General features: G+C 57.4%; 26 protein-coding genes. 24 read left to right on the forward strand and 2 right to left on the reverse strand.

The window, feature by feature from the left end:
• Positions 1-1,251 precede the first annotated feature (1,251 nt).
• The 5 genes from IG168_RS13255 (at position 1,252) to IG168_RS13275 (ending at position 6,263) form a co-directional block, all read left to right on the forward strand.
• Complete coding sequence (locus IG168_RS13255) at positions 1,252-1,875, forward strand: bactofilin family protein (protein WP_193164890.1); 624 nt, start codon at positions 1,252-1,254, stop codon at positions 1,873-1,875.
• 83 nt (positions 1,876-1,958) lie between these two features.
• The gene (locus IG168_RS13260) at positions 1,959-3,185 is read left to right on the forward strand and encodes a hypothetical protein (protein ID WP_193164891.1); all 1,227 of its coding nucleotides are present in this window, start codon (positions 1,959-1,961) and stop codon (positions 3,183-3,185) included.
• A 3-nt stretch (positions 3,186-3,188) separates the two neighbouring features.
• The gene (locus tag IG168_RS13265) at positions 3,189-4,496 is read left to right on the forward strand and encodes a MotA/TolQ/ExbB proton channel family protein (protein ID WP_193164892.1); all 1,308 of its coding nucleotides are present in this window, start codon (positions 3,189-3,191) and stop codon (positions 4,494-4,496) included.
• Entirely contained in the window at positions 4,486-5,190 is a 705-nt protein-coding gene (locus IG168_RS13270) for an OmpA/MotB family protein (RefSeq protein WP_193164893.1), read from the forward strand. Before IG168_RS13265 ends, IG168_RS13270 begins: the two co-directional genes overlap by 11 nt.
• Positions 5,190-6,263, forward strand: coding sequence for a hypothetical protein (locus IG168_RS13275; protein WP_193164894.1), 1,074 nt, complete (start codon positions 5,190-5,192; stop codon positions 6,261-6,263). The genes IG168_RS13270 and IG168_RS13275 overlap by 1 nt, the downstream gene beginning before the upstream one ends.
• A gap of 68 nt (positions 6,264-6,331) precedes the next feature.
• On the opposite strand, the gene IG168_RS13280 is transcribed toward IG168_RS13275, so the two are convergent.
• Positions 6,332-8,284 (reverse strand): cytochrome c/FTR1 family iron permease, encoded by a 1,953-nt coding sequence (locus IG168_RS13280; RefSeq protein WP_193164895.1) that lies wholly within the window; start codon positions 8,282-8,284, stop codon positions 6,332-6,334.
• A 166-nt stretch (positions 8,285-8,450) separates the two neighbouring features.
• On the opposite strand from IG168_RS13280, the gene IG168_RS13285 reads away from it, so the two are divergent.
• The 7 genes from IG168_RS13285 (at position 8,451) to IG168_RS13315 (ending at position 15,127) form a co-directional block, all read left to right on the forward strand.
• Positions 8,451-8,930: a glutathione peroxidase gene (locus IG168_RS13285; protein WP_193164896.1), complete on the forward strand. Its 480-nt coding sequence runs from the start codon at positions 8,451-8,453 to the stop codon at positions 8,928-8,930.
• On the forward strand, positions 8,927-9,433 hold the full coding sequence (locus IG168_RS13290; protein ID WP_319024710.1) for a MarR family winged helix-turn-helix transcriptional regulator: 507 nt from the start codon (positions 8,927-8,929) through the stop codon (positions 9,431-9,433). The genes IG168_RS13285 and IG168_RS13290 overlap by 4 nt, the downstream gene beginning before the upstream one ends.
• A 339-nt stretch (positions 9,434-9,772) precedes the next feature.
• Entirely contained in the window at positions 9,773-11,308 is a 1,536-nt protein-coding gene (locus tag IG168_RS13295) for a 2-isopropylmalate synthase (protein WP_193164897.1), read from the forward strand.
• 23 nt (positions 11,309-11,331) lie between these two features.
• Positions 11,332-12,147 carry a uracil-DNA glycosylase family protein gene (locus tag IG168_RS13300; protein ID WP_193164898.1) on the forward strand — a complete coding sequence of 272 codons (816 nt, stop codon included), beginning with the start codon at positions 11,332-11,334 and terminating at the stop codon, positions 12,145-12,147.
• Positions 12,144-12,617: a ribosomal protein S18-alanine N-acetyltransferase gene (gene rimI / locus IG168_RS13305; protein ID WP_193164899.1), complete on the forward strand. Its 474-nt coding sequence runs from the start codon at positions 12,144-12,146 to the stop codon at positions 12,615-12,617. The genes IG168_RS13300 and rimI overlap by 4 nt, the downstream gene beginning before the upstream one ends.
• A gap of 87 nt (positions 12,618-12,704) precedes the next feature.
• Positions 12,705-14,081 (forward strand): MATE family efflux transporter, encoded by a 1,377-nt coding sequence (locus tag IG168_RS13310; protein ID WP_193164900.1) that lies wholly within the window; start codon positions 12,705-12,707, stop codon positions 14,079-14,081.
• A gap of 38 nt (positions 14,082-14,119) precedes the next feature.
• A complete protein-coding gene (locus IG168_RS13315) occupies positions 14,120-15,127 on the forward strand; it encodes an alpha/beta fold hydrolase (protein WP_193164901.1) in 1,008 nt (335 codons plus the stop codon).
• Positions 15,128-15,228: 101 nt separating this feature from the next.
• Here the strand turns inward: IG168_RS13315 and IG168_RS13320 are convergent, their stop codons facing one another.
• A complete protein-coding gene (locus IG168_RS13320; RefSeq protein WP_193164902.1) occupies positions 15,229-17,010 on the reverse strand; it encodes an aminopeptidase P family protein in 1,782 nt (593 codons plus the stop codon).
• A gap of 165 nt (positions 17,011-17,175) precedes the next feature.
• Here IG168_RS13320 and prfC point away from each other — a divergent pair, with 165 nt between their 5' ends.
• The 12 genes from prfC to IG168_RS13380 all read left to right on the forward strand — a co-directional run bounded on the left by prfC (position 17,176) and on the right by IG168_RS13380 (position 26,184).
• Entirely contained in the window at positions 17,176-18,759 is a 1,584-nt protein-coding gene (prfC, locus tag IG168_RS13325; protein ID WP_193164903.1) for a peptide chain release factor 3, read from the forward strand.
• Between the two features lie 38 nt (positions 18,760-18,797).
• The gene (locus IG168_RS13330; protein ID WP_319024711.1) at positions 18,798-19,400 is read left to right on the forward strand and encodes a lysophospholipid acyltransferase family protein; all 603 of its coding nucleotides are present in this window, start codon (positions 18,798-18,800) and stop codon (positions 19,398-19,400) included.
• Between the two features lie 19 nt (positions 19,401-19,419).
• On the forward strand, positions 19,420-20,184 hold the full coding sequence (locus IG168_RS13335; RefSeq protein ID WP_226876986.1) for a TSUP family transporter: 765 nt from the start codon (positions 19,420-19,422) through the stop codon (positions 20,182-20,184).
• A 2-nt stretch (positions 20,185-20,186) separates the two neighbouring features.
• Entirely contained in the window at positions 20,187-20,534 is a 348-nt protein-coding gene (locus IG168_RS13340) for a hypothetical protein (protein WP_193164905.1), read from the forward strand.
• 14 nt (positions 20,535-20,548) lie between these two features.
• On the forward strand, positions 20,549-21,955 hold the full coding sequence (locus IG168_RS13345) for a M20/M25/M40 family metallo-hydrolase (protein ID WP_193164906.1): 1,407 nt from the start codon (positions 20,549-20,551) through the stop codon (positions 21,953-21,955).
• A 564-nt stretch (positions 21,956-22,519) separates the two neighbouring features.
• Positions 22,520-23,038, forward strand: coding sequence for a hypothetical protein (locus IG168_RS13350; RefSeq protein WP_193164907.1), 519 nt, complete (start codon positions 22,520-22,522; stop codon positions 23,036-23,038).
• A 90-nt stretch (positions 23,039-23,128) separates the two neighbouring features.
• Positions 23,129-23,470 carry a hypothetical protein gene (locus IG168_RS13355; RefSeq protein WP_193164908.1) on the forward strand — a complete coding sequence of 114 codons (342 nt, stop codon included), beginning with the start codon at positions 23,129-23,131 and terminating at the stop codon, positions 23,468-23,470.
• A 114-nt stretch (positions 23,471-23,584) separates the two neighbouring features.
• Positions 23,585-24,016 carry a hypothetical protein gene (locus IG168_RS13360; RefSeq protein ID WP_193164909.1) on the forward strand — a complete coding sequence of 144 codons (432 nt, stop codon included), beginning with the start codon at positions 23,585-23,587 and terminating at the stop codon, positions 24,014-24,016.
• Between the two features lie 60 nt (positions 24,017-24,076).
• Complete coding sequence (locus tag IG168_RS13365) at positions 24,077-24,382, forward strand: hypothetical protein (RefSeq protein WP_193164910.1); 306 nt, start codon at positions 24,077-24,079, stop codon at positions 24,380-24,382.
• A 122-nt stretch (positions 24,383-24,504) separates the two neighbouring features.
• Positions 24,505-24,843, forward strand: coding sequence for a ribonuclease E inhibitor RraB (locus IG168_RS13370; RefSeq protein WP_193164911.1), 339 nt, complete (start codon positions 24,505-24,507; stop codon positions 24,841-24,843).
• A 97-nt stretch (positions 24,844-24,940) separates the two neighbouring features.
• A complete protein-coding gene (locus IG168_RS13375; protein ID WP_226876968.1) occupies positions 24,941-25,252 on the forward strand; it encodes an SMI1/KNR4 family protein in 312 nt (103 codons plus the stop codon).
• 506 nt (positions 25,253-25,758) lie between these two features.
• On the forward strand, positions 25,759-26,184 hold the full coding sequence (locus tag IG168_RS13380) for a hypothetical protein (protein ID WP_193164913.1): 426 nt from the start codon (positions 25,759-25,761) through the stop codon (positions 26,182-26,184).
• The last annotated feature ends 215 nt before the right edge of the window (positions 26,185-26,399 follow it).

Genomic DNA, 26,399 nt, shown 5'->3' on the forward strand with positions numbered 1-26,399 from the left:
ACAGCCACTGCGTACACCCCTCTAAATAAAAGAAAGGCTCGCCTAAAAGGGCTGCTCCTTTTTATCTCTAAAAATTTACTCCTGATTAGTGGTAAACATCCCACCCTCAAGCCTGGAATGCAGTATTTCGATACATGTGCTCTCAAGTAGTCTATTAAGGGGCAATATCGAGCCGACCCTGTCAAACAATCGCACGCCTCCCGAGACTTAGAATTATTTGTAGGACCAACAACCAGCTTTTCGGCCGAGCGATCCGGTCGATCTATATAACTTCTTCTGCTGGGCCCCCGAACCTTGTTCACCTTCTACCGTCGCCAAATAAAGCCGTCCCACAAGTACAAAAATTAGACGCTGGTTTTTTATGCGAACGGAGAGAATGGCGTAGTCACACGCTCAAGCCAAGTTATCCAATCGTTATGCACAGTTCTGTCCAGATATTCTGTTAGTAACATTACTTGCACGTTGGCCTGCAAGTGGAGGATTGATGTCCTCATGAAGAACACGCTTGAGTTCCCTCAATAGGTCAATGGGCTGGAGATGGATTTGGTTTTCTGATGTTAAAAAAACGTTGACTATTAATAGGTTAGCTGATTTTCCCTGCGCTATGGACAGGCGTTGGGTCAATTGTTATCAGGGGAAATCGACGGTGTTTTTTTAAACGCATTTAGGAGGCGGTAGCATCCTTGGGCTCGTAGCAAGTATCCCAATGTTATGCACAGCCCTTTCCAATATATCTGTGAATAATTCTAATCAAGACGGAAGCGAAGCTGGATTACTGCTCGCAGCCAGGGAGTTGTGAATAACTATCCGGAAATTGGCCGGGCATGGTCCGTCAGAACACATGAATGCACATTGAGAGTGCGCATCCTGGTGATGACTGCCTAATTTTTTAAATTGCACAAGATATGAGCCACTTGGGCTGGTTGGAAAACACGTTGGGTATTTAAAACGGTGATCGAAATATAGGCTTATTGATTGGGAGATCGACCGCCCAGTGGATTTACTTACGCGCAAGTATCTGAAAGTCGGTCTGAAATTACCTGGGAATTTGTGAGGAAAGTCTCACACTAAACAAAAAGCCAGTCATTGCAGGTGAAAAAAGGACTTTTGCGACATGCGGCCCGCACTTCTCCCCCGTATTATCAATTGGTGCAATCACTGCATAGACAGTGAATGAATACATGCCCTGGATTGTGAGATGTATGGCAATTGGGGCACCCAACCAGCTATCCCTAATCTGAGGAGTACGACATGGCAAATGAAGAGCAGTCCAACGACGAGAGCTCGAACAGCTTTCTGGACGGATTTATGGATCAGGGCGGTTCAGCCCCGCAGAGCGCCTCGCGGGCGGGCGAAGACTTTGAGAAGTCTGTGATCGGCAAAAATATCAAGTTCCGTGGCGAATTGATTGGTAATGAGAGCCTGCATATCGAGGGCACCATTGAGGGCACTGTCATTATGGAAGGGCACAACCTTTCCGTTGGTGCTGGCGGTGAACTGAATGCAAACATTCATGCCAAAAATATTACGGTCGAAGGTGCGCTGACAGGCGATGCCCTTGCGGAAGAGCTGATCGAGATTCGCCGTACAGCAGTTGTTAAGGGCAACCTGACTGCTCCCCGTATCCAGCTGGACGACGGCGGTAAGTTCCGCGGCTCCATGGACATGGTAGATACCGATGCGGAAATGAAAGAACGCGTCAACGAGTTCAAAGAAAAACTCGTGCACCCAAGCCTGCCGCCGCGTGAAGCCGACGGTACTAATGGCAGTAAAGCTGCGGGTGCAGGTAACAGCGGAAGTGGTAGTTTCTTTTCCTCTTCCAGTGCCGCTTCCGATTACTCCGAAACAGAAGCCGAATCGGAAACCGAAGCGTAATCGCAGTCGGTCTCTAGGCAGAGAAGCGAGCAGTACCCCGGGTGCTGCTCGCGCTTTTAATGTGGTGTTTAGAGAAGAGGTTTATGCAGCATCACTCTTTCGGGCTCGCCGCGCTCAATCAGGAAATCATACAGCCGGGATACCGGATACTGGATCTGGGCCCACTGGCAGTGGGGACCACCCAGGCGTATCTGCAGATGAACTGTCCGTGTTATATCGAGGACCTGATTGAGTTCTTTGCTGATAATCAGGGTGTGTCAGATGTAAAAACTGCCTTGAGCCGTCATCTGGTAGCCAAGCCGGAGAGAATCAAGTTTGACGTTATTCTGTGTTGGGATCTGCTGAATTTTCTCAGTGCGGAAGTTATTGCTTACTTGGTGGAACTACTGCAACCAAATTTGAAGCCGGGCACTTTATTGCACGCCATGATCTATACCGGTGCCAGAGCACCGCAGAGGCCGGCCAAATTCAAGCTGCTGCGGGATTTCAACTATGAAATGGCTGACGATCCGGAATATCCGGCGGTCGCCTACCAGGGACATTCCACGGTGACCCTGATGCAAAGCCTCGGGCGCTTCAATCTCAGTAACTCTCTTGTCCAGCGACAGGGCATGCGAAAGGATTTGCTCGAGTACTTTTTTGAATACGACAGCGGTGCGCAGGCAGGAAATGTCCGGCCAGGAAGCACTTCAGACGTAACAACCTATTTTGCCTCGGCCGACATCGGTGAGGCTCTGAGGCTCAGTGGGCTGGATTCGGCACTTCTGTCTGCACGAAAATCACCGGTCAGCCGAATCGTGGATTGCGGGCCGAGAAGCGGCCGAAATATCGGTGCTCTACAGAAACAGGTGGGAGAATTATTTCTACTCGACTTGCATGCCGCTATTCAGTGGCGCAAGCAGCGTGGTGAAGACGGATGTCAGGCGATACGTTCGGCATTCAGCAAGTACGAAAGTCTTACCCCCTGTGACGCCGTTCTTGCATGGGATCTGCTGAGTTATTACAGCCCCGAAGAGGCGCGTGTATTGAGCGAACTACTGCTTTCAAAACTGAAGCCGGGAGGTCTGCTCCATATCGTTTTCAGTAAGCGGCAACGTCTGGCAAAAAGACCGTCAGTGTTTGAGGTTCAGCCGGATCAAAGCGTTTTCGTCAAAGAGTTTCCTGTCGGTGAAGAGGCTGGCCATTTCGCCAATTTAACAGAAATCATTCGCGCATTGCCGCGACTGCAGTTGGTCGATCAGGGGCACGGAAAATTCCCCAGTGGCGCCTTCTATCATGAGCTGGCATTAAAGAAAATCTCCGAGGTATAGGCAATGTCGGGATTATTACACCAGGCGTTTTTAGAATTGATGCCCTCGGGGGTTACCGACGGGTTTCTCCTGTTAATGCTGTTTATCTTCGCGGTGGCCCTGGTTCTGAGGTTTTCGGGGCGCGGCAGTGATTTTGTCGAGCAGGCCCCCGGTTTCCTGACCTCGCTCGGCATCCTCGGTACGTTTATCGGCATCATCATCGGGCTATACGGATTCTCACTGGAGGACATAGACGGCAGCATCGCTGACCTGATGGCCGGCTTGAAGACAGCTTTCATCACCAGTGTGATTGGTTTGGCACTGTCTCTGCTGTTGAGGGTCTTTAGCCGAATGTTGCGGTTGCCGTCGGACCCGGAACAGGAAACGGCCACCATCGATGACCTGAACCGCAACCTGTTGGAAATGCGCTCGTCGCTGGACGGATTTGCCCAGCGCACCGGTGAAGAACTGGTAGAGCGTCTGGAGCAAGTGGTGGCGAGTTTCAATCTGCAGATACAGGCACAGTTCGGCGACAATCTGCAGCAATTCTGCAGTCAGCTCTCGGGCTTGGAGCCGGCCATTAATGCAGCGGCTAGCGAATATGAAGCGCACGCGGATCGCGTTGCATCCTGGGGCCAGCGTTGCGAGGAGAGCCAGCAGCGACTGAGTGATCAACAGAGCGTAATCTCGCAGATGTTCGAAAAAATCGCCGGGCTGCCAAGCGTGTACCAGGGGATGGATCAGCTATTGAACCGCCAGGGTGAGCAGGCGGAGCAGTTGGCGGGCCTGATGCATGCACAAACTGAATCGGCGCAGCGGCTGGCGGAACTGGTACCGCAGTTGCCGCAGAATATGGAGCGCTTGAGTCAGGGCATTGTGGCGGCACAGAAGGGCGTCGACGAGAACCTGATCGCGATTAACGGCCTATTGCAGGAGCAGGCCCGGTCGCTCGCCGATCGTTTCCAGCAGCTCTCCGGTACGCTGGAAAATCTCCGGGGTCTGGATACTGACGCTCTGCAGAACCTCGTCAGCGCGTCGGCGCAAAGTCATCGGGAGTCGATGCGGGAGCTGGCACAGCTGCTCGCCACGACCCATCGGGAAATGCTGCAGGCGCTCACCGAGGTGGTGCGCCGGGAATTGAAAGATGCCGATGTTTCCATTCGGCGCCAGTATGAACAGATGGATCGGGTCATGGCTGCCCAGGTGGAGCAGGTAATGGCTGCCATGGGCGAGGCCCTGGCGACCATCAGTGGCAATTTTACCCGCGACTACCAGAAGCTGCTGACACAGATGCGACGTATTCAGGTGAGGGAAGCCGAGTATGCCGACTAGCCTTGGGCTGCGACGCGGTTCCAGTGAGGAGAGCGAGTGGCTGAGCGTTTCCGACCTGATGGCCGGGCTCATGATGGTTTTCCTGTGTATCTCCATCGTGATGATGCGCTCGATGATGGAAGAGCGGGAAAAGATCCGTGCGCTGGCGCAATCCTACCGGGACAACCAGCTGGCAATTTACCAGACGCTGGTGCGGGAGTTTGCAGATGACCTGCCGCGATGGGGGGCGACAATTGACAAAGACCGGCTGGTTATCGCCTTCAATAACTCGGATGCGATGTTTTCCACCGGTTCCGCCGAACTGAACGGCGATGCGCAGCGGGTAATGGAGAATTTCTTCCCGCGCTATATTGCGGCACTGAAGCCCTATCTCGGTTCCATTCGCGCGATTCATATCGAAGGGCACACCAGCTCGGAATGGGGCGGCGGCGGAAATTCCCGTGAAAATTATTTTAATAACCTGCGCCTGTCGCAGAACCGCTCCCGGGAGGTGTTACATTTCGTGCAGGAGCAGGTGCCTGCGGACGAAGTGCCGGGTATGCTGGCACTGGTGGCCGCGGTCGGTTATTCATCAGCCCGGCCGGTGCTGCGCTCCGATGGAAGTGAAGATCCGGAAAAATCAAAGCGGGTCGCCTTCCGGGTCATTACGAATTCGGAAGCGCAGATTCATCGAATACTAGAGGAGGCCCTATAGTGGCACTGTGGAAACAGGCTCTGGCAAAGCTGCGCGGTGCGGCAGATGAGGCCAAACCGTCCGGCGTAGAGGCTGAAAGCGGCGGTGATGGCGAGCTGGACGTACTCGACGAGATCCCCGCAGCCGAGGGCGAAGATACCGCACCGGAACCGAAAGCTGTGGATAAGCAGGTGCTAGCGCGCGAGCTGCAGTCGGGCATCGAGGTAAGTCTCGGCGATCTCGAATTCCTGGGGGCGGGTTGGCGCTACCGGGGCCATCCGGTCATGGTCTTTGGGGCCGATGTGCGAGAACTCGAAGCGTCCCAGCAGCGCGACTTTTTCTCCCAGATTCACCTTTACCCCTGTTCCGGCGTCCTGCAGAACGAAACTGTCGGCGCCTGGGTGGGGACAGATCTGGAGCAGATCAATGCTGGGCACGGCCAGGGGCCATTCCGCCTCTGCAGGGCCTGTCTGGAGGCCGCTGCCGGGCGTGGAGCCGACGCAGCCCGTTTTGATTTTGCCTCCCATGTCCGCAGCCACGGCGACAGCTACTTTGCTGACGCACCGTGTTACTGGCAGCCCGGAGCCAACAGCGAACCGCTGCAGGCGCCCGCGAGTCGGGCCGAGGGCGACTGTCCCCACTGTGGCTGCCGGGCAGAAGAGGGGGGCTGGCAGCTGGCAAGCGAAGATGCACAACGGCTTGAGCTACCCGTAGGAAGTTGCCTGCTCTGTGCCGAGCGGCGTGTAAAGGGCTGCCTGCATCTTACGGGAGAAGAGTTGCTGGGCGCTGCCCGGGTTCGCTATCAGTACCTGGTGAGCCAGGCTGCAAAAGTACCGGCCCCTTCCTGGAGACTCGCCGAGGCGATTCTGCCACTCGGCTGGCAGCCTCTGCTGCAGAGCTTGCAGAGAGTGCTGCCGCCACCGGAGCTCTTTTATGTTTACGCGGAGTCAGCGCAGCCGGCGGTGCTGGCATGGCCATCACTGCGCCGTGGCATCGTGGAATCGGTCGGCGGCACCGAGGAAACCATCGCCGAGGAGTGGAGTCTTTGGACCCGTGGCCAGATCGAGGCTGAACTCGGTTTCAAGCTGCGTTGATCGCCAATAAATGTATTCGCCGATTTAAATGCCGATAAAAAAATACCCCGCCGAAGCGGGGTATTTTTTTAGGCCTTGACGGTGGATCCCGTCGCTACCGACTTGCGCCCGCGCAGCCATAGCCACGTGGCGGCAACCAGAATGGCGGCCTGCAGGCCGACACCCTGCCAGGTGGAGTAGATACCCAGCCAGTCGAAGTTGAAGGTCACCGGCAGAGGGCTGATACCGATCAGCGCAGCCTCCTGCAGAGCCTTGATAGCCTTGCCGGCAAGGACGAACGACAGCGCCAGCAGGATAAATGTCGATGAGGCGAAGAACTTGCCAATGGGCAGGCGCGCGGAATAGCGCACCATGGCCCAGCCAAGCGCGGCTAGCAGCACGACTGCGGCGGCGATGCCTAACCAGAGGGCGCCGAACTGGCCGGGAGAGGCCTGTGTGAGCAGCGACTGGTAGAACAGGATGGTTTCAAAAATCTCCCGGTAGACGGCAATAAACGACAGTCCGGCAATGCCCCACAGTGTGCCTGTGGTCAGGTTGCGATCGATAGTCTTCTGGATATAGCGCTGCCACTCCTGGGCGTGAGTCTTGCTGTGCATCCAGTAGCCCACGTAGAACAGCACCGCCGCGGCGACCAGCGCGGCCACACCTTCCATGACTTCACGGCCGGCACCACTGATGGTGATCAGCTCCTGGGCTGCAACCCAGGTGGCGAAGCCGGCCACAAAAGCGCCGATCCAGCCGAAGTGCACGTACTTCAGCGCGTCTTTGCGCCCGGTCTTGAGCAGGATGGTGGTCAGTGCGATCACTACCAGCAGTGCTTCCAGACCCTCGCGCAGTAGGATGATCAGGCTGGCGATAAACAGGGCGGTACCGGACAGGTTGGATTCCTGCATCAGCGACTGGGCGTGGTCGAGCCGTTTGAGGATGGCCAGCACCTGCTGCTCGATATCTTGCGGATCGCTTTTCGCATTCAGCTGGGTGCGCAGGCCGAGCAGATCGCGCTCGATGGACTTGCGCAGATCCGCGTCGTGGGAGTCGAGGGTGCGCTCGGCCAGCTCGAAACCGTCGAGGTAGGCGCTGACAGCCAAGGTGTGGGCGGTGGTGTAATCCTTTTGTTTATAGGCAGCCAGCGCCTTCTGCAGCTGGCTGCGCGCCGTATCCATCGGATCCGCGGCATGTGCGGCGCGCTGCTCGAACAGCGGGGTCGGGTTTGCACGCAGCGCGGCTATGGCCTCGGCGGGAATTTCCGATTTGTCCTCGCCCAGGACCTGCGGGCTGTACATGACCAGGTCCTGCAGGCGCAGGCCGGATGCCTTGGCTGCTGACATGCCCGTGTCGGTAAATGCGAGACCACCGACATAGAAGGCGAGGGACCAGCGCTGTTGCTCTGACAGCTGGTCGAACGCGGTCATCGAAGTGCCTTCCAGGCCGTTGCTGATCGCGTCGTAAAGACCCAGCAGTGAGCGGTTTTCGGCGCGCTCACGATCGTGGAAGTTGATCGGGGGCGGATCCAGGTGCGTTGCCAGCGGGCCGTCGCCGTGGCCGCTAGCGCCGTGACAGGCGGCGCAATGCTCCTCGAACAGGGCCTGGGTGTCCGCTTTGGGCAGTAGCGTCGGCGGCAGTGACAGCTGCGGGGAGATGGAGAGCAGGCCGTGGCGCAGTTTGGCGGTGTGGGCCTTGATACGGGCCAGATCCGATTTGCCGGCAATGGCCGCCTGCAGTGCGCCGGCCTCGTCGCGGATGGCCTGAGTCTCGGCGGAATCTGCGAGTTGCTGGCTGCGGTCTGCCAGCAGTTTGGCGAACTCCTGCATTTCCGCGTATTCATCACCGTTGACGACCTTGCCGTCGCGCACCGCTGCCGAATAATCGACGCCGATATATTCGGCCATCTGCATCAGCTGGCGCAGTTCCGTATCGCCGAGGCCTTCCTGTTGGGCGTGGGCGCTGGCCGCCAGGAGAGCGCCGGCGACCAGTGGGATTGTGAACAGCACCCGCCACAGGTTGGTGGTGAAATTACGCATGAAAAGACGTTCCCCATTCGAGTGGAATTTAGAACGTAATATTATTGATAATTATTCTCATGATAAAGCCCTGGCTGCCAATAAAAGCATCTATTCGCGGTTGCAATTTATATTGCGCACAACTAAATTGTGGAAAACTTAAATTGTGCAAGTGAGGGCGACGACCATGAGTGATCTTTTTTCCATTCCCCTGAAGACCCAGGATGGTCGCGATTCCACCCTGGAGGAGCATCGCGGCAAGGTGCTGCTGATGGTCAACACCGCCAGCAAGTGCGGATTCACCCCGCAGTACAAGGGGCTCGAGGCGCTGTATGAAAAGTACCGCGAGCGCGGCCTGGTAGTACTGGGCTTCCCCTGCAACCAGTTCGGCAAGCAGGAGCCGGGCAGCGACGACGAAATCCGCGAGTTCTGTGAACTGAATTTTGGGGTTTCCTTCCCGCTGTACGCGAAGCTCGATGTCAACGGGCCGGAAGCGCACCCGCTGTTTGTCGAACTCAAGCAGCAGGCGCCGGGGATTCTCGGTACCGAGGGAATCAAGTGGAACTTCACCAAATTCCTGGTTGACCGGGACGGCAAGGTGGTGAAGCGCTTTGCGCCCAAGGACAAGCCCGAGGCGCTGGACGCCGAAATCGAAGCGCTGCTGTGAGTGGATCGGCAGAGCGTCCCGGGTTGGCCTGCGACGGTGCCAACCCGCTGGCTCTGGAGCGGCAGTTGTGTTTCGCGCTCTACGCCGCTTCGCGCGCAATGACCCGCGCCTACCAGCCGATGCTGCAGGCGCTGGATATCACCTATCCGCAATATCTGGTATTGCTGGTGCTGTGGGAGCGCGACGGTACCGTTGCCGCCGGGGATGATGGGGCGGCAATCAGTGTCGGCGCCCTGGGGCGGCAGTTGATGCTGGATTCCGGCACGCTTACCCCGCTGCTGAAGCGCATGGAGATCCGCGGCCTGCTGGACCGGCGCCGCGGAACCGAAGATGAGCGGGTGACAGTGGTGACATTGACGGATGCGGGGCGAGCACTCCGCCCGCAGGCGCTCGCCTGGGTTGAGAAGCAGCGGGATAGCACGAAGCTCACGCACCGTGACGTGAAGGAACTGCATGCGGGGCTGTGGAAATTGCTGGAAGCGCTGGGAGGGGATCTGCCGTAGCTTTGGGATGAACATCCATGTTTTTATGGTTTTCATGGTTCTTCGTCATAAAATATAAGCTCTTCTCCTTTATTATTAGGACAGTTGTTGACCTTACGCGTCCGTGGGCCGTATAGTGTTCTGACTGAATACCTAACCGATCTGACCGCTATGCATTACGCATGCCCCAGCCACTGCCTCCTCGCCCGCGCGCTAGCTTCCTCCCTGCGACTACCGCGCTGCGGTACATAATTTTATTTCGATACCTTCCGACAGAATTCCACACTTAATGTTGATCGGCGCGTAGACAGCGGGAACGCCGCTGTTTAGCCTCGGGCCAGATGAGGAGACGAGCCCAAAATGAGTACAAATAAAGATAAATTAGTCATTTTCGATACCACTTTGCGCGACGGCGAGCAAAGTCCCGGTGCCTCCATGACCAAGGAGGAGAAGATCCATATTGCGCGAATGCTCGAGCGTATGCGTGTGGATGTGATCGAGGCGGGCTTCGCCATCGCCAGCCAGGGTGACTTCGAGGCGGTACAGGCCGTGGCCGAGACCGTAAAAGATTCCCGCGTGTGCAGTCTGGCCCGCGCCGTGGGGCCGGATATCATCCGCGCCGCCGAGGCACTGAAAAAAGCCAACGCCCCTCGTATTCACACATTTATTGCCACTTCGCCAATCCACATGAAATACAAGCTGCAGATGGAGCCGGAAAAGGTTCTGCAGCAGGCGGTGGAAGCGGTGAAACACGCGCGCCAGTACACCGACGATGTGGAATTTTCCCTCGAGGACGGCAGCCGCTCCGAACCGGAATTCATGTACCGGATCATCGAGGCGGTGATCAAAGCCGGTGCCGGCACCATCAATATCCCGGACACCGTCGGTTACGGTGAGCCGGAAGAGTACGGGGCCATGTTCCGGCGTGTGATCGAGAATGTGCCCAACTCCGACAAGGCCATTTTTTCCACCCACTGCCACAACGACCTCGGTCTCGCGGTGGCCAACTCCCTGTCCGCCGTCATGAACGGCGTGCGCCAGGTAGAGTGCACCATCAACGGTCTCGGCGAGCGCGCGGGCAACGCGTCTCTGGAGGAGATCGTGATGGCGGTGCGCACCCGCCAGGATCTGTACCCGGTGGATACCCGCATCGACACTTCGCACATCGTGCCCACGTCGCGTCTGGTGTCGTCCATCACCGGTTTCCCGGTGCAGCCGAACAAGGCCATCGTCGGTGCCAACGCGTTTGCGCACGAATCCGGTATTCACCAGGACGGCGTACTCAAGCACCGCGAAACCTACGAAATCATGCGTGCAGAGGACGTGGGCTGGGGCAACAACCGCCTGGTACTCGGCAAGCATTCCGGCCGCGCCGCGGTGAAGGCGCGCTATGAAGAGCTGGGTCACACCTTCGACGACGCCGGTGAATTCCAGGTGATCTTCCAGCGCTTCAAGGACCTGGCCGACAAGAAACACGAGATCTTCGACGAGGATCTGCACTCCATCATCGCCGGTACGGAAGAGCCGGTGGAACACTACCGCCTCGCTTCGCTCGACGTGCACAGCCGCAGCGGCCAGAACCCGCGCGCGCAGCTGCAGCTGATGATCGACGGGGAAGAGTTTGCCGCGGAAGCGGAGGGTAGTGGGCCGGTGGACGCAGCCTTCAAGGCCATCGAATCCGTCGTCAAGAGCCAGGCCGACCTGAAACTCTACTCGGTCAATGCCGTCACCCAGGGTACCGATTCCCAGGGCAGCGTCACTGTGCGACTCGAGCGCAATGGTCGGCTGGTCAACGGGGTCGGTGCCGATACCGATATTCTCGTCGCGTCCGCACAAGCCTACCTGGATGCTTTAAACTTGCTGTCCAACGGTGAAAGCAAGGCCAAGGGCGTCTGAGCCCGGCAATCAGGGGTGATCGAGTGAACGAACTGCAGCGGGCGGAATATCTGTCGGTACTGGGGGTGCCCAGTTATGTGCCGCGTTTCGTTCTGCCACTGGCACCGCCGCCGCGCCAGGCCGAATTGCCGGTTGCGGCGGCGCCCGTCGAAAACCCGCTGCCGCGCAGTGCCGAGCAGATTCGCGCGACGCTGGCCCCGGCTGAAGCCGCGGCGCCGTCACCCGCACCAGCGACGCCAGCCGCGCCCTCTGCACCGCAGGATCCCGCCGTCGCGCGCCAGGTCGGCGAGATTGTCCAGCACGCCCGCGTAGAGCCGGAAAAATCCTCCGCGCCGGCAGTGACACCGGTGGCGCCGCCCGCGCAACAGGTGGAGCCATTCGTGCTCAGCTGCTGGTGGCTCGGCGATGAACTGCTGGCGGTGGACAGCCGCGAGCCCGGTGTCGCCCTGCCGGTGGAATCCCTGTTTAACAATATTGCCCGCGCACTGGGCTGGGACCAGTTGCCTCGGGAGCAGGATCGCCTGCGCTGGCCGCTGGCGGAAAACCGCTTCGGCCCCGCGGCTTCCGCGGCCGAGGCGCGCGATACCTGCTCCATCTGGCTGGAGGCCGCCAGCGCGCGGCGCCCGGTGAAATCCATCTGGCTGATGGGGCGCCAGGCGCGCGACTTCTGTGCGCCCCTGTCTTTACAAGCGCCACTATCCGAGCCGGTCACCGACTGGAACGGCATTCGCGTCGTCGCGATGCCGAGCCTTACCCAGCTGCTGCAGCAGCCCGAGCGCAAGCGTGCCCTGTGGCAGTTGCTGCGGCAGACCTACCCGCAACAGACACGCGCCCAGTGATAGATTGCGGCATCCCCGGCGCCCGGCTGCGGGCTGCCACTGACGCCGATTGTGCTGCGCTGGCCGCGCTTGCCAGCAGTGCCCACTCCCACCCCTGGAGCGAACGCCAGTACCGCGACAGTATCGCCGCGGGCCATCACTGCTGGCTGCTGCAAACGGACACCGGCGAAGCCATCGCCTGCTGCGTGCTGTCGCAGCTCTTCAACGAGTCGGAAGTCCTCGATATTGCGGTTTCACCGTCGTGGCGTCGCCGTGGTATCGCCCGGGCGCTGCTGCAGCAACTGCTCGGCGAGCTGCCGGACAATGTCGATCGCGTGCTGCTCGACGTGCGTGTCTCCAATACGCCGGCCCTGGGCCTTTACCGTTCGCTCGGCTTTGTCCAGGACGGCCTGCGCCGCAATTACTACCCCGCGGCTGGCGGTGCGCGCGAAGACGCCATCCTGATGAGCCTGGCCATCGAGGCGCGCTGACAGCCGCTGCGGGGCTGTTAGAATGTCCGTACTCTGAATCCGAATTACTTTCTGTCCCAATCCGTTCAACCCCGCAATGAGTTTTTCATGGCGTTATCCAGCAACAGACATCCCTCATTACTCGAAGGGCAGGTAGCCGGCCACCTGCGGCGCCTGGCGCTGCCGATGGTGTGGGGCATTCTCGCCACCATGTCCTTCAACGTGGTGGATACCTATTTTGTCGCGCAGCTGGGCAATGGCCCGCTGGCGGCGATGAGCTTTACGTTTCCGGTGGTCATGGTGATCAACAGCCTGGCCATCGGTCTCGGCGCCGGCACCTCGTCGGCGGTGGCGCGGGCCTATGGTGCTGGTGATCTGCAGCGGGTGCGACGCCTGGTAACCGATGCCTCGCTCCTGGCGTTACTGGGGGCACTGGCTATCAGCGTCCTGGGGCTCGCCACTATCCGGCCACTATTCGAACTGCTCGGCGCGCCGGAGGAGATGCTGCCGCTGATCGCCGACTACATGGTGCCCTGGTATCTGGGGGCTGTGTTTGCGGTGGTGCCGATGGTGGCCCTGTCTTCGCTGCGTGCCATCGGCAACAGCGCGCTGACCGGCCGTATCATGGTTGCGGTGGCGTTATTCAACCTGCTGCTGGATCCATTGCTGATTTTCGGGCTGTTCGGTTTCCCGCGGCTGGAACTGCAGGGCGCCGCGCTGTCGACCGTGATTGCGCGCGGTATCAGTTTTTTCGCCGCGCTCTATTTCCTGGTGCGTCGCGAGCACCTGATGGCGCTGCCGAGTGTGCGGCTCGGGGTGGTGTGGGCGTCGTGGCGGGCAGTGCTCGCCGTGGGCCTGCCGGCGATCGCGACCAACGCGATCATCCCGATGGCCGGCGGTGTGGTGGTGGCGCTGGTGGCGGCCCACGGCGCCGACGCGGTCGCCGGGCTGGGGGTGGCGCTGCGCATCGAACCGCTGGCGCTGATCGTGTTTTACGCGCTGTCGTCGGTCGTAGGGCCATTTATCGGCCAGAACGCAGGCGCAGGCAAAACGGCGCGCATGCAGGAGACCGTCAGCGTGCTGGGGCGTTTCTGTATCGGCTGCGGTTTCACGCTGGCGCTGGTGCTGTATGTCGTTGGGCCGTCACTGGTGCGGTTGTTCAGCGATTCCGCGCCGGTACTGGCCGTGGCCGTTGCCTACCTGACGCTGGTACCGTTCAGTTACGCCGGTTATGGTTTCGTCATGTCGGCCAACGCCGCTTTCAACGGGCTCGGCCGGCCACTGCCGGCCACGCTGATCTCTTTCTTGCGCGTACTCGGCGTCTATCTGCCGCTGGCCTGGGTGGGCAATCAGCTGTGGGGGATTACCGGCCTGTTTGCGGCCACCGCACTGGCCAACCTGCTGCTCGGCGCACTGGCCTGGTGGTGGCTGCGCCGGGACATCAGTGAGCGCGCACGCTGTAGCGAAGCGCTGGCGGCACAGTAGCAACCGCATCGTCGGATTCAATAAAAAAGGAGTTTTCCATGGGGCGCTGGATTCGGTTTTTCTACGGGCTTCTGTTTGTACTGCACGCGCTGATTGCGCAAGTGGCTACGGCGGAGACGGACAACCCCTTCGACCGCTATCCGATCCACTTTGCCGATATCAAAGGCGTCTCCATTGCTTACCAGGATATGGGGCCGCGTGACGCCGAGCCGGTATTGCTGGTCATGGGGCTGGGTGCACAGATGCTGCACTGGGGCGATACCCTGGTGCAGGGGCTTCTCGACAGTGGCTACCGGGTGGTACTGCTGGACAACCGCGACGCCGGCCTGTCACAGAAGTTCTACGACCTTTCGGCACCGTCCGTGTGGTGGATGCTGGTGAAGGAGAAGGTCGGCCTCGCCGGCGAGCCGCCCTACACCCTCGGCGATATGGCCGGCGATGCCGTGGGGCTGCTCGACCAGCTGTATATCGAGCGGGCCCACATTGTCGGCGCGTCGATGGGGGGCATGATTGTGCAGGTAATGGCGGCGCAATATCCCGAACGAGTGCTGAGTCTCACCTCGATCATGTCCAGCTCCGGCGCGCCGGGTTTGCCCGAATCCAAGCCGGAGGCGATCGAGGCGCTGGCAATGGCCGCGGAGGGCGCGGACTCGCGTGCCCAGCGCATCGCCAACGGTATCCAGGTTTCCCGCACTATCGGCTCGCCGGTGTATTTCGATGAGGCCGCGACCCGTGACCGGGTACAGCGGGTCGCCAATCGTGGCAGCTACGGCCCGGGTATGGTGCGCCAGTTGGAAGCCATCATGGCCAGCGGTGATCGTTCGCCGCTGCTGGCGAAAATTGCCGCGCCGACACTGGTGATACACGGCGAGGCCGATCCGCTGCTGCCCATCGCCCATGGTCGCGATACCGCGAAAAAGATCGCCGGCGCGCGCTTTGTAGCCATTCCGGGTATGGGGCATGGATTGGAACCGAAGACGAGCCAGTTGGTGCTGAAAGCGTTGCTGCCGTTCCTGCATGGGGAGCGGCAGGTAGCGGTCGAGTAACTCTGATATGCCGGCGCAGGCCGGCATCCAGCGGGTTGGCTAGTCGCCGCCATTCTGGACCCCGGATCGAGTCCGGGGTGACAAAGTGAATGGTCCGGCAATCAGTTGATCGGCGCGGTGGCTTCCTCCAGCCAGGCTTGGGTCTTCTCATTCACCAGCGGCATCAGCGTCTCCCGCACACGCTCGTGGTAGCGGTTCAGCCAGTTTTTCTCCTGTTCGTTCAGGAGCTCCGGATCGATCAGTTTTCTCTCGATCGGCACCAGGGTCAGTTCCTCGAATTCGAGGAAGCCGCGGTGCTCCGCGCTCTCTTTCACGAAGACCAGGTTTTCGATACGAATGCCATACTGGCCGGTGAGGTAGAAGCCGGGCTCGTTGGACAGGATCATGCCCGCCTGCAGTGCCACGCCGGTACTGGCCTTGCCGACCCGCTGCGGGCCCTCGTGCACACTGAGGAAGCTGCCGACACCATGTCCGGTGCCGTGGGCGTAGTCGAGGCCTACATCCCACAGGGATTTGCGTGCGAAGGCGTCGATCTGTTCGCCGCAGGTGCCCTTGGGAAAGCGCAGGGTTGCCAGGGCGATATGGCCCTTCAGTACGCGGGTGAAGTGATCGCGGGCGTGGACCGGGAATTCGCCCAGTGCCACGGTTCGGGTCACATCGGTGGTGCCATCCGGGTACTGGCCGCCGGAATCAATCAGGTAGATGCCCTCGGCTTTGATCGGCAGGCTGGATTCCGGGCTGACCCGGTAGTGGACGACGGCGCCATTGGGCCCGTAGCCGGAGATGGAGTCGAAGCTGTCGTCGGCGAAGCCCTCGCGCTGTTCGCGCTTGTCGCGCAGCAGGTGCACCGCTTCCAGTTCGCCGAAACTGTTGTCTTGGGAGCCCGCAGCAACAGCATCGGGCAGCTCGGCGAGGAATTCACACAGGGCGGCACCGTCGCGCTCGTGCGCGGCGCGGCTGCCGGCCAGTTCCACGGCATTCTTCTCCGCCTTGGCGGCGGTAATCGGATCGCGCTCCACGAGCAGCTCGATATCCATGGCCCGCAGGCGCTGCAGTGTCCAGCAGTTGGTGATCGCCGGATCTGCCCACACCTTGGCCACGTGGTGGCGCTTGGCGGCGGAGAACAGCTCCTCTTTGTCGCTGACGATCGCCACTTCGCTGTTGAGGTGTTCGATCAGCGCTTCGCTGATGGCTTCTTTCGCCAGGTACAGGGTGGCGGTGCCGTCGCGGTAGAGCAGGGCGCTGGCGAGGGCGACCGGAAGGTGCGGCACATCGGTACCGCGGATATTGAACAGCCAGGCGCAGACTTCCGGGTTGGGCAGCCACAGGGCGTCGGCGCGTTTGTCTGCCAGCAGCGCGGCGATGCGCTTGCGCTTCTCCGCCGAGTGCTCGCCGGTGAAGGTGTGGGGGTGCGGGCGCGCCGAACCACAGGGCGTTGCCGGCCGGTCGCTCCAGACCGCGTCGATGGGGTTGTGCTCCAGCGGGCGCAGGGCGATGTCCCGTTCGCCCAGGCGCTTTTTCAGCAGGGCCAGTCCGGGTTCGGTGTGCAGGCGCGGATCGTATCCGAGTGAATCGCCAGTGCTGAGCTGGTCACACAGCCAGTCCGCAATGGCGCCCGGATCCAGGTTTTCCTGGTCGATGGGCTGGTCGCCGATCTGCTGCTGCGCCTGCAGCGTGTAGCGACCGTCAACGAACAGGGCCGCATGTTCGAGTCCTACCGCCGCCATTCCGGCGGAGCCGGTAAAGCCCGTGAGCCAGGCCAGGCGTTCGTCGGAGGCGGGCACATACTCGTTCTGGTACTCGTCTCCACGCGGGACCAGAAATCCCTGCACCTGCTGTTGTACCAGTTCTTCCCGCAGGGCCTGTAAACGCTCCCGACTCATGGTTCACCTCTCTCTTTAGTCTGTGGCGGTATCGATCCCGTACGTGACCCGGCACTGCCCGGTCATTCGCTGAATTGTGCAGTCTACCAGCCTCCTCGGCACCTTGCCGACGTGTATAATGCGCGCCTTGTTTCCGCATCGATGCCGAGTTTTCAAATCTAGATTATGGGTCAGAGTTCCTCACAGGCGGGCATTGCCGGCCGCCGCACCTTCGCAATCATTTCCCACCCGGACGCCGGTAAGACTACGGTGACCGAAAAACTGCTGTTGTTCGGGAATGCGATCCAGCTGGCCGGCTCGGTCAAGGGCAAGAAGGGGCCGCACGCGCGCTCCGACTGGATGACCATGGAGCAGGAGCGGGGTATCTCCGTGACCTCCTCGGTGATGCAGTTCCCCTATGCCGGCCGCACAGTGAACCTGCTGGATACTCCGGGGCACGAGGACTTCTCCGAGGATACCTACCGCGTACTGACCGCAGTGGATTCAGCGCTGATGGTGATCGACGGTGCCAAGGGCGTCGAGGACCGCACCGTCAAGCTGATGAACGTGTGCCGCCTGCGCACCACGCCGATCCTGTCCTTTATCAACAAGCTCGACCGCGATATCCGCGACCCGATCGAGGTGATGGACGAAATCGAGGAAGTCCTGAAAATCCAGGCCGCGCCGATCAACTGGCCGCTGGGCTCCGGCAAGGGCTTCAAGGGTGTTTACAACCTCTACACCGATACCATTCACGTGTTCAAGCAGGGCCAGGGCCACACGATCCCCGAAGATATCCAGATCGAGGGGCTCGATTCCGACGAAGCCACGGCGCTGCTGGGGGAATACGCTGACGACATCCGCGAAGAGATTGAGCTGGTGCGCGGTGCCACCCACGAATTCGATCTCGAGGCCTACCTGAAGGGCGAGCTGACCCCGGTATTCTTCGGTACCGCGCTGGGCAACTTCGGCGTGCGCGAAATGCTCGACGGCTTCGTCGAGTGGGCGCCGGGTCCGCAGCCGCGGGAGACCAACGAGCGCACGGTCGAACCCAGCGAAGATAAATTCTCCGGTTTCGTATTCAAGATCCAGGCGAACATGGATCCGAAGCACCGCGACCGCATCGCCTTTATGCGCGTCTGCTCCGGCACATACAGCCGCGGCATGAAAATGAAACACGTTCGTATCGGCAAGGACGTGAAGATCGCCGACGCGGTGACTTTCATGGCCGGCGACCGCACCCATGTGGAAGAGGCCATCGCCGGGGATATCATCGGCCTGCACAACCACGGCACCATTCAGATCGGCGACACTTTCACCGAGGGCGAGAGCCTCAAGTTCACCGGTATCCCGAACTTCGCGCCGGAACTCTTCCGTCGCATCCGCCTGAAGGACCCGCTCAAGCTCAAGCAGCTGCAGAAGGGCCTGCAGCAGTTGTCGGAAGAGGGTTCCACCCAGGTGTTTTTCCCGCTGGACAATAACGACATCATCGTCGGTGCCGTGGGGGTGCTGCAGTTCGAGGTGGTAGCCTACCGCCTGAAGGACGAGTACAAGGTGGAAGCCATCTACGAAAACGTCAACGTGAACACCGCCCGCTGGGTCGACAGCGAGAGCGCCAAGGAGCTGGACAACTTCAAGCGCAAGGCCAGCATCAACCTGGCCCTGGACGGCTCCGGCCACCTGACCTACCTGGCGCCGACGCGGGTCAACCTGCAGCTGGCGGAAGAGCGTTACCCGGATGTCCGTTTCTACGCGACTCGGGAGCACTGATAACCGGTGTCGACGATCAATAAACAGAGAATTCCATCGTGAGTATTCCGAAGCAACTACCTGAAGAAATGCCGCGTATCGGCAACTGGTTTACCAAGGGCCTCGGCCTGCTGATCGTCAAGGCGCTCGGCTGGCGGTTCGAAGGTGAATTTCCTCGGGAAAAGAAACTGATGGTGGCCCTGGCGCCGCACACCTCCAACTGGGACTTCGTCGTTGCCATGCCGTTTATCCTGGCGCTGAAGCTCAAGGCCTCCTGGCTGATGAAACAGGAAGCCTTCTTCTTCCCGTTCAAGCGCCTGTTTATGTGGCTCGGCGGTATCCCCACGGACCGCAAGGCGCCCGGTGGCATGGCCAAACAGGTGGCCACCCAGTTCCGCGAAAACGAAAAGATGTGGGTGGCGATCACGCCGGAGGGCACTCGCAAGCAGACTGCCAAGTGGAAAAACGGCTTCCTGCGCATCGCCTATGCGGCGAAAGTGCCGATTCTGCTGGTAGCCTGGGATTTTCCCAACAAGTGCATCCGGGTGGACTCCCTGTACCGCCCTACCGGTGACCAGGACGCCGATATGTACGAGATCCGCAAGCGCTTCGACAAGTACCAGGGGCGCCACCCGGAAAACCAGTCGCCCGCGGTCGACTGAGGAGGGCAGCGCAGCGGTGATGGAAATTAGCGGCGACCTGTCCCTCCTCACCCTGCTTGCCCTGACCGCGGTCGCTTTTGCCGCGGGTTTTATCAGCGCCATCGCCGGCGGCGGTGGCATCATCACTCTGCCGGCCCTGCTCTGGGCCGGTGTGCCGCCACTGGATGCGCTGGGCACCAATAAATTCCAGAGTGTATTCGGCACCGCTTCCTCGACGCTCAACTTCTTCCAGAAAGGCCACCTGGATTTCCGCCCGCTCTGGTCGGGGCTGGTGGCTGCGGCCTGCGGCTCCGCGCTCGGCACCTGGACCGTGACACGCCTCGTCGGCGAACAGCTCGACACCTTGCTGCCACTGCTGCTGATTGCGATCGCGCTCTATTTTACCTTCTCGCCACGGATCTCCGATCTCGATACCAAGCCGCGTATGGGCAATGGGGCTTTCAATCTGGTGGTGGGCGGCAGTGTCGGCTTTTACGGCGGTTTCTTCGGCCCTGGTATGGGATCCATATACGCGCTGGCGTTCGCCGCGCTGCTCGGTTACAACATGCGAAGGGCCACTGCCCACACCAAGCCGCTGGTATTGGCCACCAACATCACCTCGATGGTCATATTCATGGTCGGTGGCCACCTGCTGCCGTGGCTGGCCGTGTGTATGTCAGGAGCACAGTTCTTCGGTGCGCGGCTGGGCTCCAACCTGGTCATCGCCCGCGGGGCAGTGGTGATCAAACCGGTCATAATCCTGGCGACCATTGCCGCCGCCATCAAGTTGCTGCTGGAGTCCTGACCATGCAAATTGTCGTGACCGCTGGCCTTTCCTTTTTGATCTTTGCCCTGATAATCTGGGGGTTTATGCATATGCGCACTCCGCGCTTTCGCATGGATCGCGCCCATTTTCTCCGGGGGCTGGAAGAGGTCATCACCGGACAGGCGGATGACAATCAATGGCGTGTACTGATCGGCTACCCGATGCGCCATGACCCCGAGCTGGAGCGGCTGCGGCAGGAATGCCTGGCCATTGAGGAAGAAGAATACACCGGCGGGACGCCATACCTGTTTACCGAGGCTGGCATCGAGCGCCTGAGCGCCGTGCGGCACCGGCTGCTGCAACTAACCGAAAAAAACAACGAGCATTAACTGGGGGCAACACCATGTACAAACCATTGCTGACACTGACCGGGGGCCTGGTCGCCGCGCTGGCCCTGAGCGCTGCGCAGGCGAAACCGTTGAGCCAGGAGGACCTGTCCGTTGCCGAAGTGCTGCGCGACCGGGCGCTGGCATCTTCCGATGCCTACAGCATTGTCGAATCTCTCACTGTCGAAATCGGTCCGCGCCGCGCCGGCACCGAAGGCGACCAGCGCGCCGTGGCCTGGGCGCAAAACAAAATGAAAGCGCTCGGCTTCGACCGGGTCTACACCGAGCAGATCGATGTGCCGCGCTGGCATCGCGGCCACGCCCACGCGCAGGTAGTGGCGCCCTTCCCACAGCCGCTGGTGGTCACCTCCCTTGGCTACGGCGCACCAACACCGGAGGGCGGTCTCACGGCCGACATCGTCAAGTTCGAAGATGTCGATGCGCTGATGAATGCTCCGGCGCGCAAGGTCAAAGGCAAGATCGCCTTCATCAACAAGCGCATGGAGCGTGCCCGCACCGGTGAGGGGTACGGCCCGGCAGTGAAAGGGCGCAGCCTGGGCATGCGCGCTGCAGCCGAGAAAGGCGCCGTGGCAATGCTGCTGCGCTCCGTGGGTACTGACAACGACCGCATGCCGCACACCGGAATGATGTCCATCGACGGCGTTGAGAACCCGATTCCGGCCTTGGCCCTTTCCGCTCCGGATGCCAACCAGCTGGAAGCCATGCTCAAGCGTGGCAAGCCGGTACAGGTCAAGCTGGACGTGGACAGCGAGCGCCTGGCAGATGGCCCGTCTTTCAATGTGATCGGTGAAATCACCGGTCGCGAAAAGCCGGAAGAGGCCGTGGTGATCGGTGCACACCTGGACAGCTGGGATGAGGGCACCGGGGCCATCGACGACGGCGCCGGTGTGGGTATCGTCATGGAAACCGCGCGCATGATCTCCGAGCTGCCGCAGCGTCCGCGCCGCACCCTGCGTGTCGTTCTGTTCGGCGCCGAAGAAATCGGCCTGGTGGGCGCGAAGCAATATGTGGAAGCGCATCAAAACGACATGGACAACATCGTCGCGGTGTCCGAATCCGACTTCGGCGCCGGCAAGATCTGGCGCTTTGACACCCGCATTCCCGAAAATAAGTTCGACGTGGCCGACCAGATCATGCAGCTACTGGCCCCGCTGGGCATCGAACGCGGTAACAACAAGTCCCACGGTGGCTCTGACAGCTATCCGTTTGTCGCTCAGGGCGTACCCGCCTTCGGCCTCTATCAGGACGGTACCGACTACTTCGACTATCACCACACCGCCAACGATACGCTGGACAAAGTCGATCCGGAAAACCTGAAACAGAACGTGGCTGCCTGGATCGTGGTGTCCTTCCTCGCCGCGGAAATGGAAGACGACTTCGGCCGGGTGCCCACCGAGCACTAATTGTGTATCAGCGCGGCCCCTCCTGGAATAAGAACTTCCGTAAGGTTGGCCCCGCTATCCCAACATCCTGCCGTTACAAAGCGGGCTTCATCTGAGGCTCGCTTTTCCCCTCTCATCTTGACATTTGAATCCCTTCTGTCTTCTACAGCTAGACACGCGTGGTAAAGCGCCAAGCCCTAGATGAATTACACGGCCAATACGGCAGTTGGCGAATGGGTATCTGTTGCGGCCTCTTCAGCCCGCAGGTGACTTGCCAGTTAATATAAAAATGACCGAATCGATCCCGGGATTTCAATCGGTGCGACCGAATTCCGGTCGCCTGCAGTAAAAGCGATTAAACCTTAATAAAATCCATGCATTGGGCTGTGTGTCTAAAATCGGAATATGAGTCTTAATGATCACTAATTATTTGATACCGGAGTGCCAATATCTATGGATGCCTTGACGGTATGGAAGATTGTGGACATTCTGATGTGAAATGCCGCCTTGGATATTTTTCAATTAGATATCGGTCTTGGTGACCACGATATAACTGTTAACTTTAGTGTGGCTGTAGAAAAATAGATGAAAGATTACATCGATTCCGGAATATCAATTCAAAGCGCTATGCTTGATATGTACAAATCTTATCCTGATAAAGCCACAAGACCAAATCATATAATTTGGGGTGGGAAGGAAGTAAGAACTGGTTATTGGATCGATGTCCCACATGAATTTCACTTGATTCTAAGTTTTTTAAGTGCCCCGGATGCTAATCAAGGCGCAGATGTTAAAGTCGAATCTGGATATTTGAAGCTTGTATCGGGAAAGGAAGTCAAGCTTTTGCGAACCTGGCATTCACCAGAATATGAGCCAACCGTTGAATACGATGGATATAGCAAAACGGGCAGAATTTTCGTCTGTAATGTATACATAGAAGAGCGTGGTGGTCATAGCTTTGAAGAAAAATGGACGAGAAATGCGGGTATGATTGTCGAATTGAAAGAAAAAGGTAAATATGTCTTTCGGTGCAGTCCTGGTGAAAAATCACCTCCCGACTTTAATTCTATTGTTTTCACTTTAAACATTGAAAATCGAGCGTAATTCAAAAGTTAACAAGTCAAGGTTGCGGACCTCCTTACAGTCGGCCGCAACTTGAGGCGTTATGCATCAACCATCTAAAGGGAATTATGGATGAAAATCTTTCTTACAATAGTTTCTTCATTATTCGCTGTTCTTCAGGGAGTAATTGCTTATTACTGGACCTATGACTCAGGAAGAACGGGGAGTCAATTTTTCTCAATGCTGCAATCCATATATGGGCAGGTTCCAAATTGGAGCGAAATGGCATTTTCTCTCGGTGTTTGGTGGTATGGCGTGGCTGCAGTAATTGCAATAGCATCAATAGCGGTTAATTTCTTCCCTTTATCAAAGTCAGTTCATGTAGGTATTTTTGTCGTCTCTCTGGCTACTGTAGTTTCTATGGTTTATGCAATGTACCCAATTCACCTAATGGCCTCTGGGGACATAATCTAATATGCATAACAAACAGCAGCACGTAAGCCCGGCAGAATACGCCGGGCCGGACGGCTTACATTCCGCTTTGCTTCATTTCAGCCGCCCGTGTGCTGGGCGTTATAAATCTAGAAGATGAAATCAGTAGCTAGAAACTGGATCATTCAGGAAAAGATTGGATTGATATCCACTATTGATCTTGTTGAGTTGGCGGATAACTACATTAGGGCTCATGATGAATTTCCGGACTGGATGATCGATATATCGACCAACGGCTCTTTGGAAAGAATCGAAGAATTAGATCTAGTTTTGAGCCCAATAAGGGATGCTGATTGCTCGCTAATTGCGCAGCAAATGTTGGCGCTCTTTGAGGCTGGAGATAGAGATATCTATCAAATCGCCGCAGCCTGCCATCGTATGTACCTTGCTCTAGAGTGGGGACATGAAGCATTTAACCAGTTTATCTGGATAAGTGATGAGCTTGATTTAATAGAGCAGGGTGTAAAACCGAGGGAAGGCTATGAGGAGAACATGAAAGATGCACTTAGTCGGGTCAGCCACTTATAACAAGGCTGAGCAGGCGACAAGCGCATGACAGCAGCGTTACACCCTCAATAGGAATCGAGAATGAGTGAAAGATACGAAGGGAAACCGTTACTAAGATTGTTGGAGCTATATGTCTTAGATGCGATAGGTTTTCTTGAGACAAAGGACGAATCACTTTTACAACAATTGACTCCAAAGCTATCTCAAACTTATGGCATCGAAGGGAGCTGGAAAGAAATTATACAGAATGTGATGGAGCTCCCTGAGAATATGCAATCTCTGATTAGAGATCTTTGGCTCAAAAACCAGGAGATAGCCAAGCAAAATAACACTGAACTACAAGCTGAGCATTTTGCCATGATGTTTGTAGATCAGAATTTATCGTAGCCAGGTGTAACAAGGTACAGCAATCGGACTTCCGGCAACTGTCACCTTTTGTGTGTTCCACACAAAAGTCGCCAATTACCTCCGGTCGTTGTGCACGGTGTTATACAAACTAGGAAACATCTATGGAATGGCCAAATGATGCAGATGGCGATGTCTTGCGAAGGCTCAAAGAGCGCAATTTCAATTTCGCATCTGAGCACGAGGTAGACTTCAATATAGACTTTGATCATTGGCCGCTAACGGAAGCCGAGCGAATGTATCTTTTCCAAAATTACCCTGGCGCCGAATTTATAGAGCCTGACGAGGAGGATCTCGTAAATGGTAATACTTGCGGGTATGTATTAATTAAATTCAAAAGCAAAATATCTTATGAATTTGTAGTAGAAACACAAAAGTTCATAACTCGAAAAACGTCATTTATCGGAGGCTCTTGCGAATCTTGGGGGTTATGGGGTGGATAGTGTGCATAAAAAATCACGTCAGGGTCGCAGGCTTCGCCTGCTGGACGTAAAAACCTATCGGTTTTTCCGCCCCTGCGCTCTGCGTTAAATGGCCATTATGAATCTCGACGGAATCAAGAAAACTCTGCTGGCTTGGCTTAATGAAGGGTTTCTTGAAGGAGAGCTCTCGGTAGAACCAGAGTGGTATGTACTGTGGCGCCCGGAAGAGGTTGAGGAGTTTAACCAAGACTATCAGCTCGCTGAGTATGCTCCTGGTTTTATAACATTCGGTGGCAACGGTGGTGGCGTGCTTTTGGTGGTTAATGAGCGCGGTGAAGTATTTCATCTTCCGTGCACAGGCATGGCGCCAGACTCTGCAAGCAGAATCGCTGACAGCCTCCAAGAATTTAAGGGATACATGCAGAAATGAGCGCGCCATTTAACATGCAAAGGCAGCCGACCGCTTCGCGCCGGCTGCTTTAAGCGTTTTGTGAGGTTCATAGATTGAAATTCTTCAAAAGAGAGAAATACATATTGATGGAGCTTGTGTCATCTATGAGTCAAAGGATGAGCAAGAAGTAATTTGTTTGGGTGATTTATTGGAGGTCAGGTGCCAATGGGGTCTTGGAGTAGGTTTTTCTCATTGGTTGATATTTTCCTCAAAAGATACTTGTCGATCCAAAGGTCGCCGGCGTAGACCAAGTGCTCACTTACCTGAACAGAAAACTCAAAAAATTTCCAAAGGTGGACAATATTGAATCACTTATTGAGGAAGATTTAGCATGGGATAATGTGTTGGTGTGGCGCCACACATAACAATGCCAGGCATGATGCTACGGACCTTCGGCAACGTTAGCTATAAAGGGTAGTATGAAGAAATTTTTAGTTTTTCTCGTTATTTTTCTCTAGGGATGTGGGATATAAGAATGCATTGATATGAAATTCGAGCGAGAAGTTAAGCCAATAGATAAAACATTCAATGTGGCTCTCGAGTTTCAAGGTCACAAGATGAGCATGAATGTACAGTATGAAGATTATTACGATACTATATGTGCGGAGCGAGGAAATTACTGGTCTATTCGTGAAGTTGGTTCTAAGTCGCAGTATCAAACCAGTAAATTTAAATTTACTGATGCCAAATTGGAGAAGGTAGAAATTCCTATCCCCAGTTGTCGAGACATGGTTAATGGTAAAGAGTATTCTTTGCAGGACATCGTTCCCCAAATTAATGGTGATAATTACTGGCTTCAGTCTTGCGATGGCACTGTTTGCACTTTTTTAACAACCAAATACAAGAATCAAGAGCCAAAAACCGTTGTTGTTAATTGGTCTCTAAAAGTAAACAATAAGCCACTTAAGTAGCAGTACAGCTAACAAGCGCAGGCAGTTTGCTACGGCCAGTGCTATGAGAATTTTGTGCGGGTCGCTGCGCTCTCAGTTTCGCAAAACATGTGCATAGCATTGTTCGTCCCGCTGGCGGCGTTATGTGGCTAAAGTAGGTTGCTTACTATGAAAACATCTTCAAAGCGATACGCTGCTTGTCGTATCTCCAGACTATATATCGTTGCACTGTGCTT

The organism is Microbulbifer hainanensis (assembly GCF_014904735.1).
GTDB lineage: Bacteria > Pseudomonadota > Gammaproteobacteria > Pseudomonadales > Cellvibrionaceae > Microbulbifer > Microbulbifer hainanensis.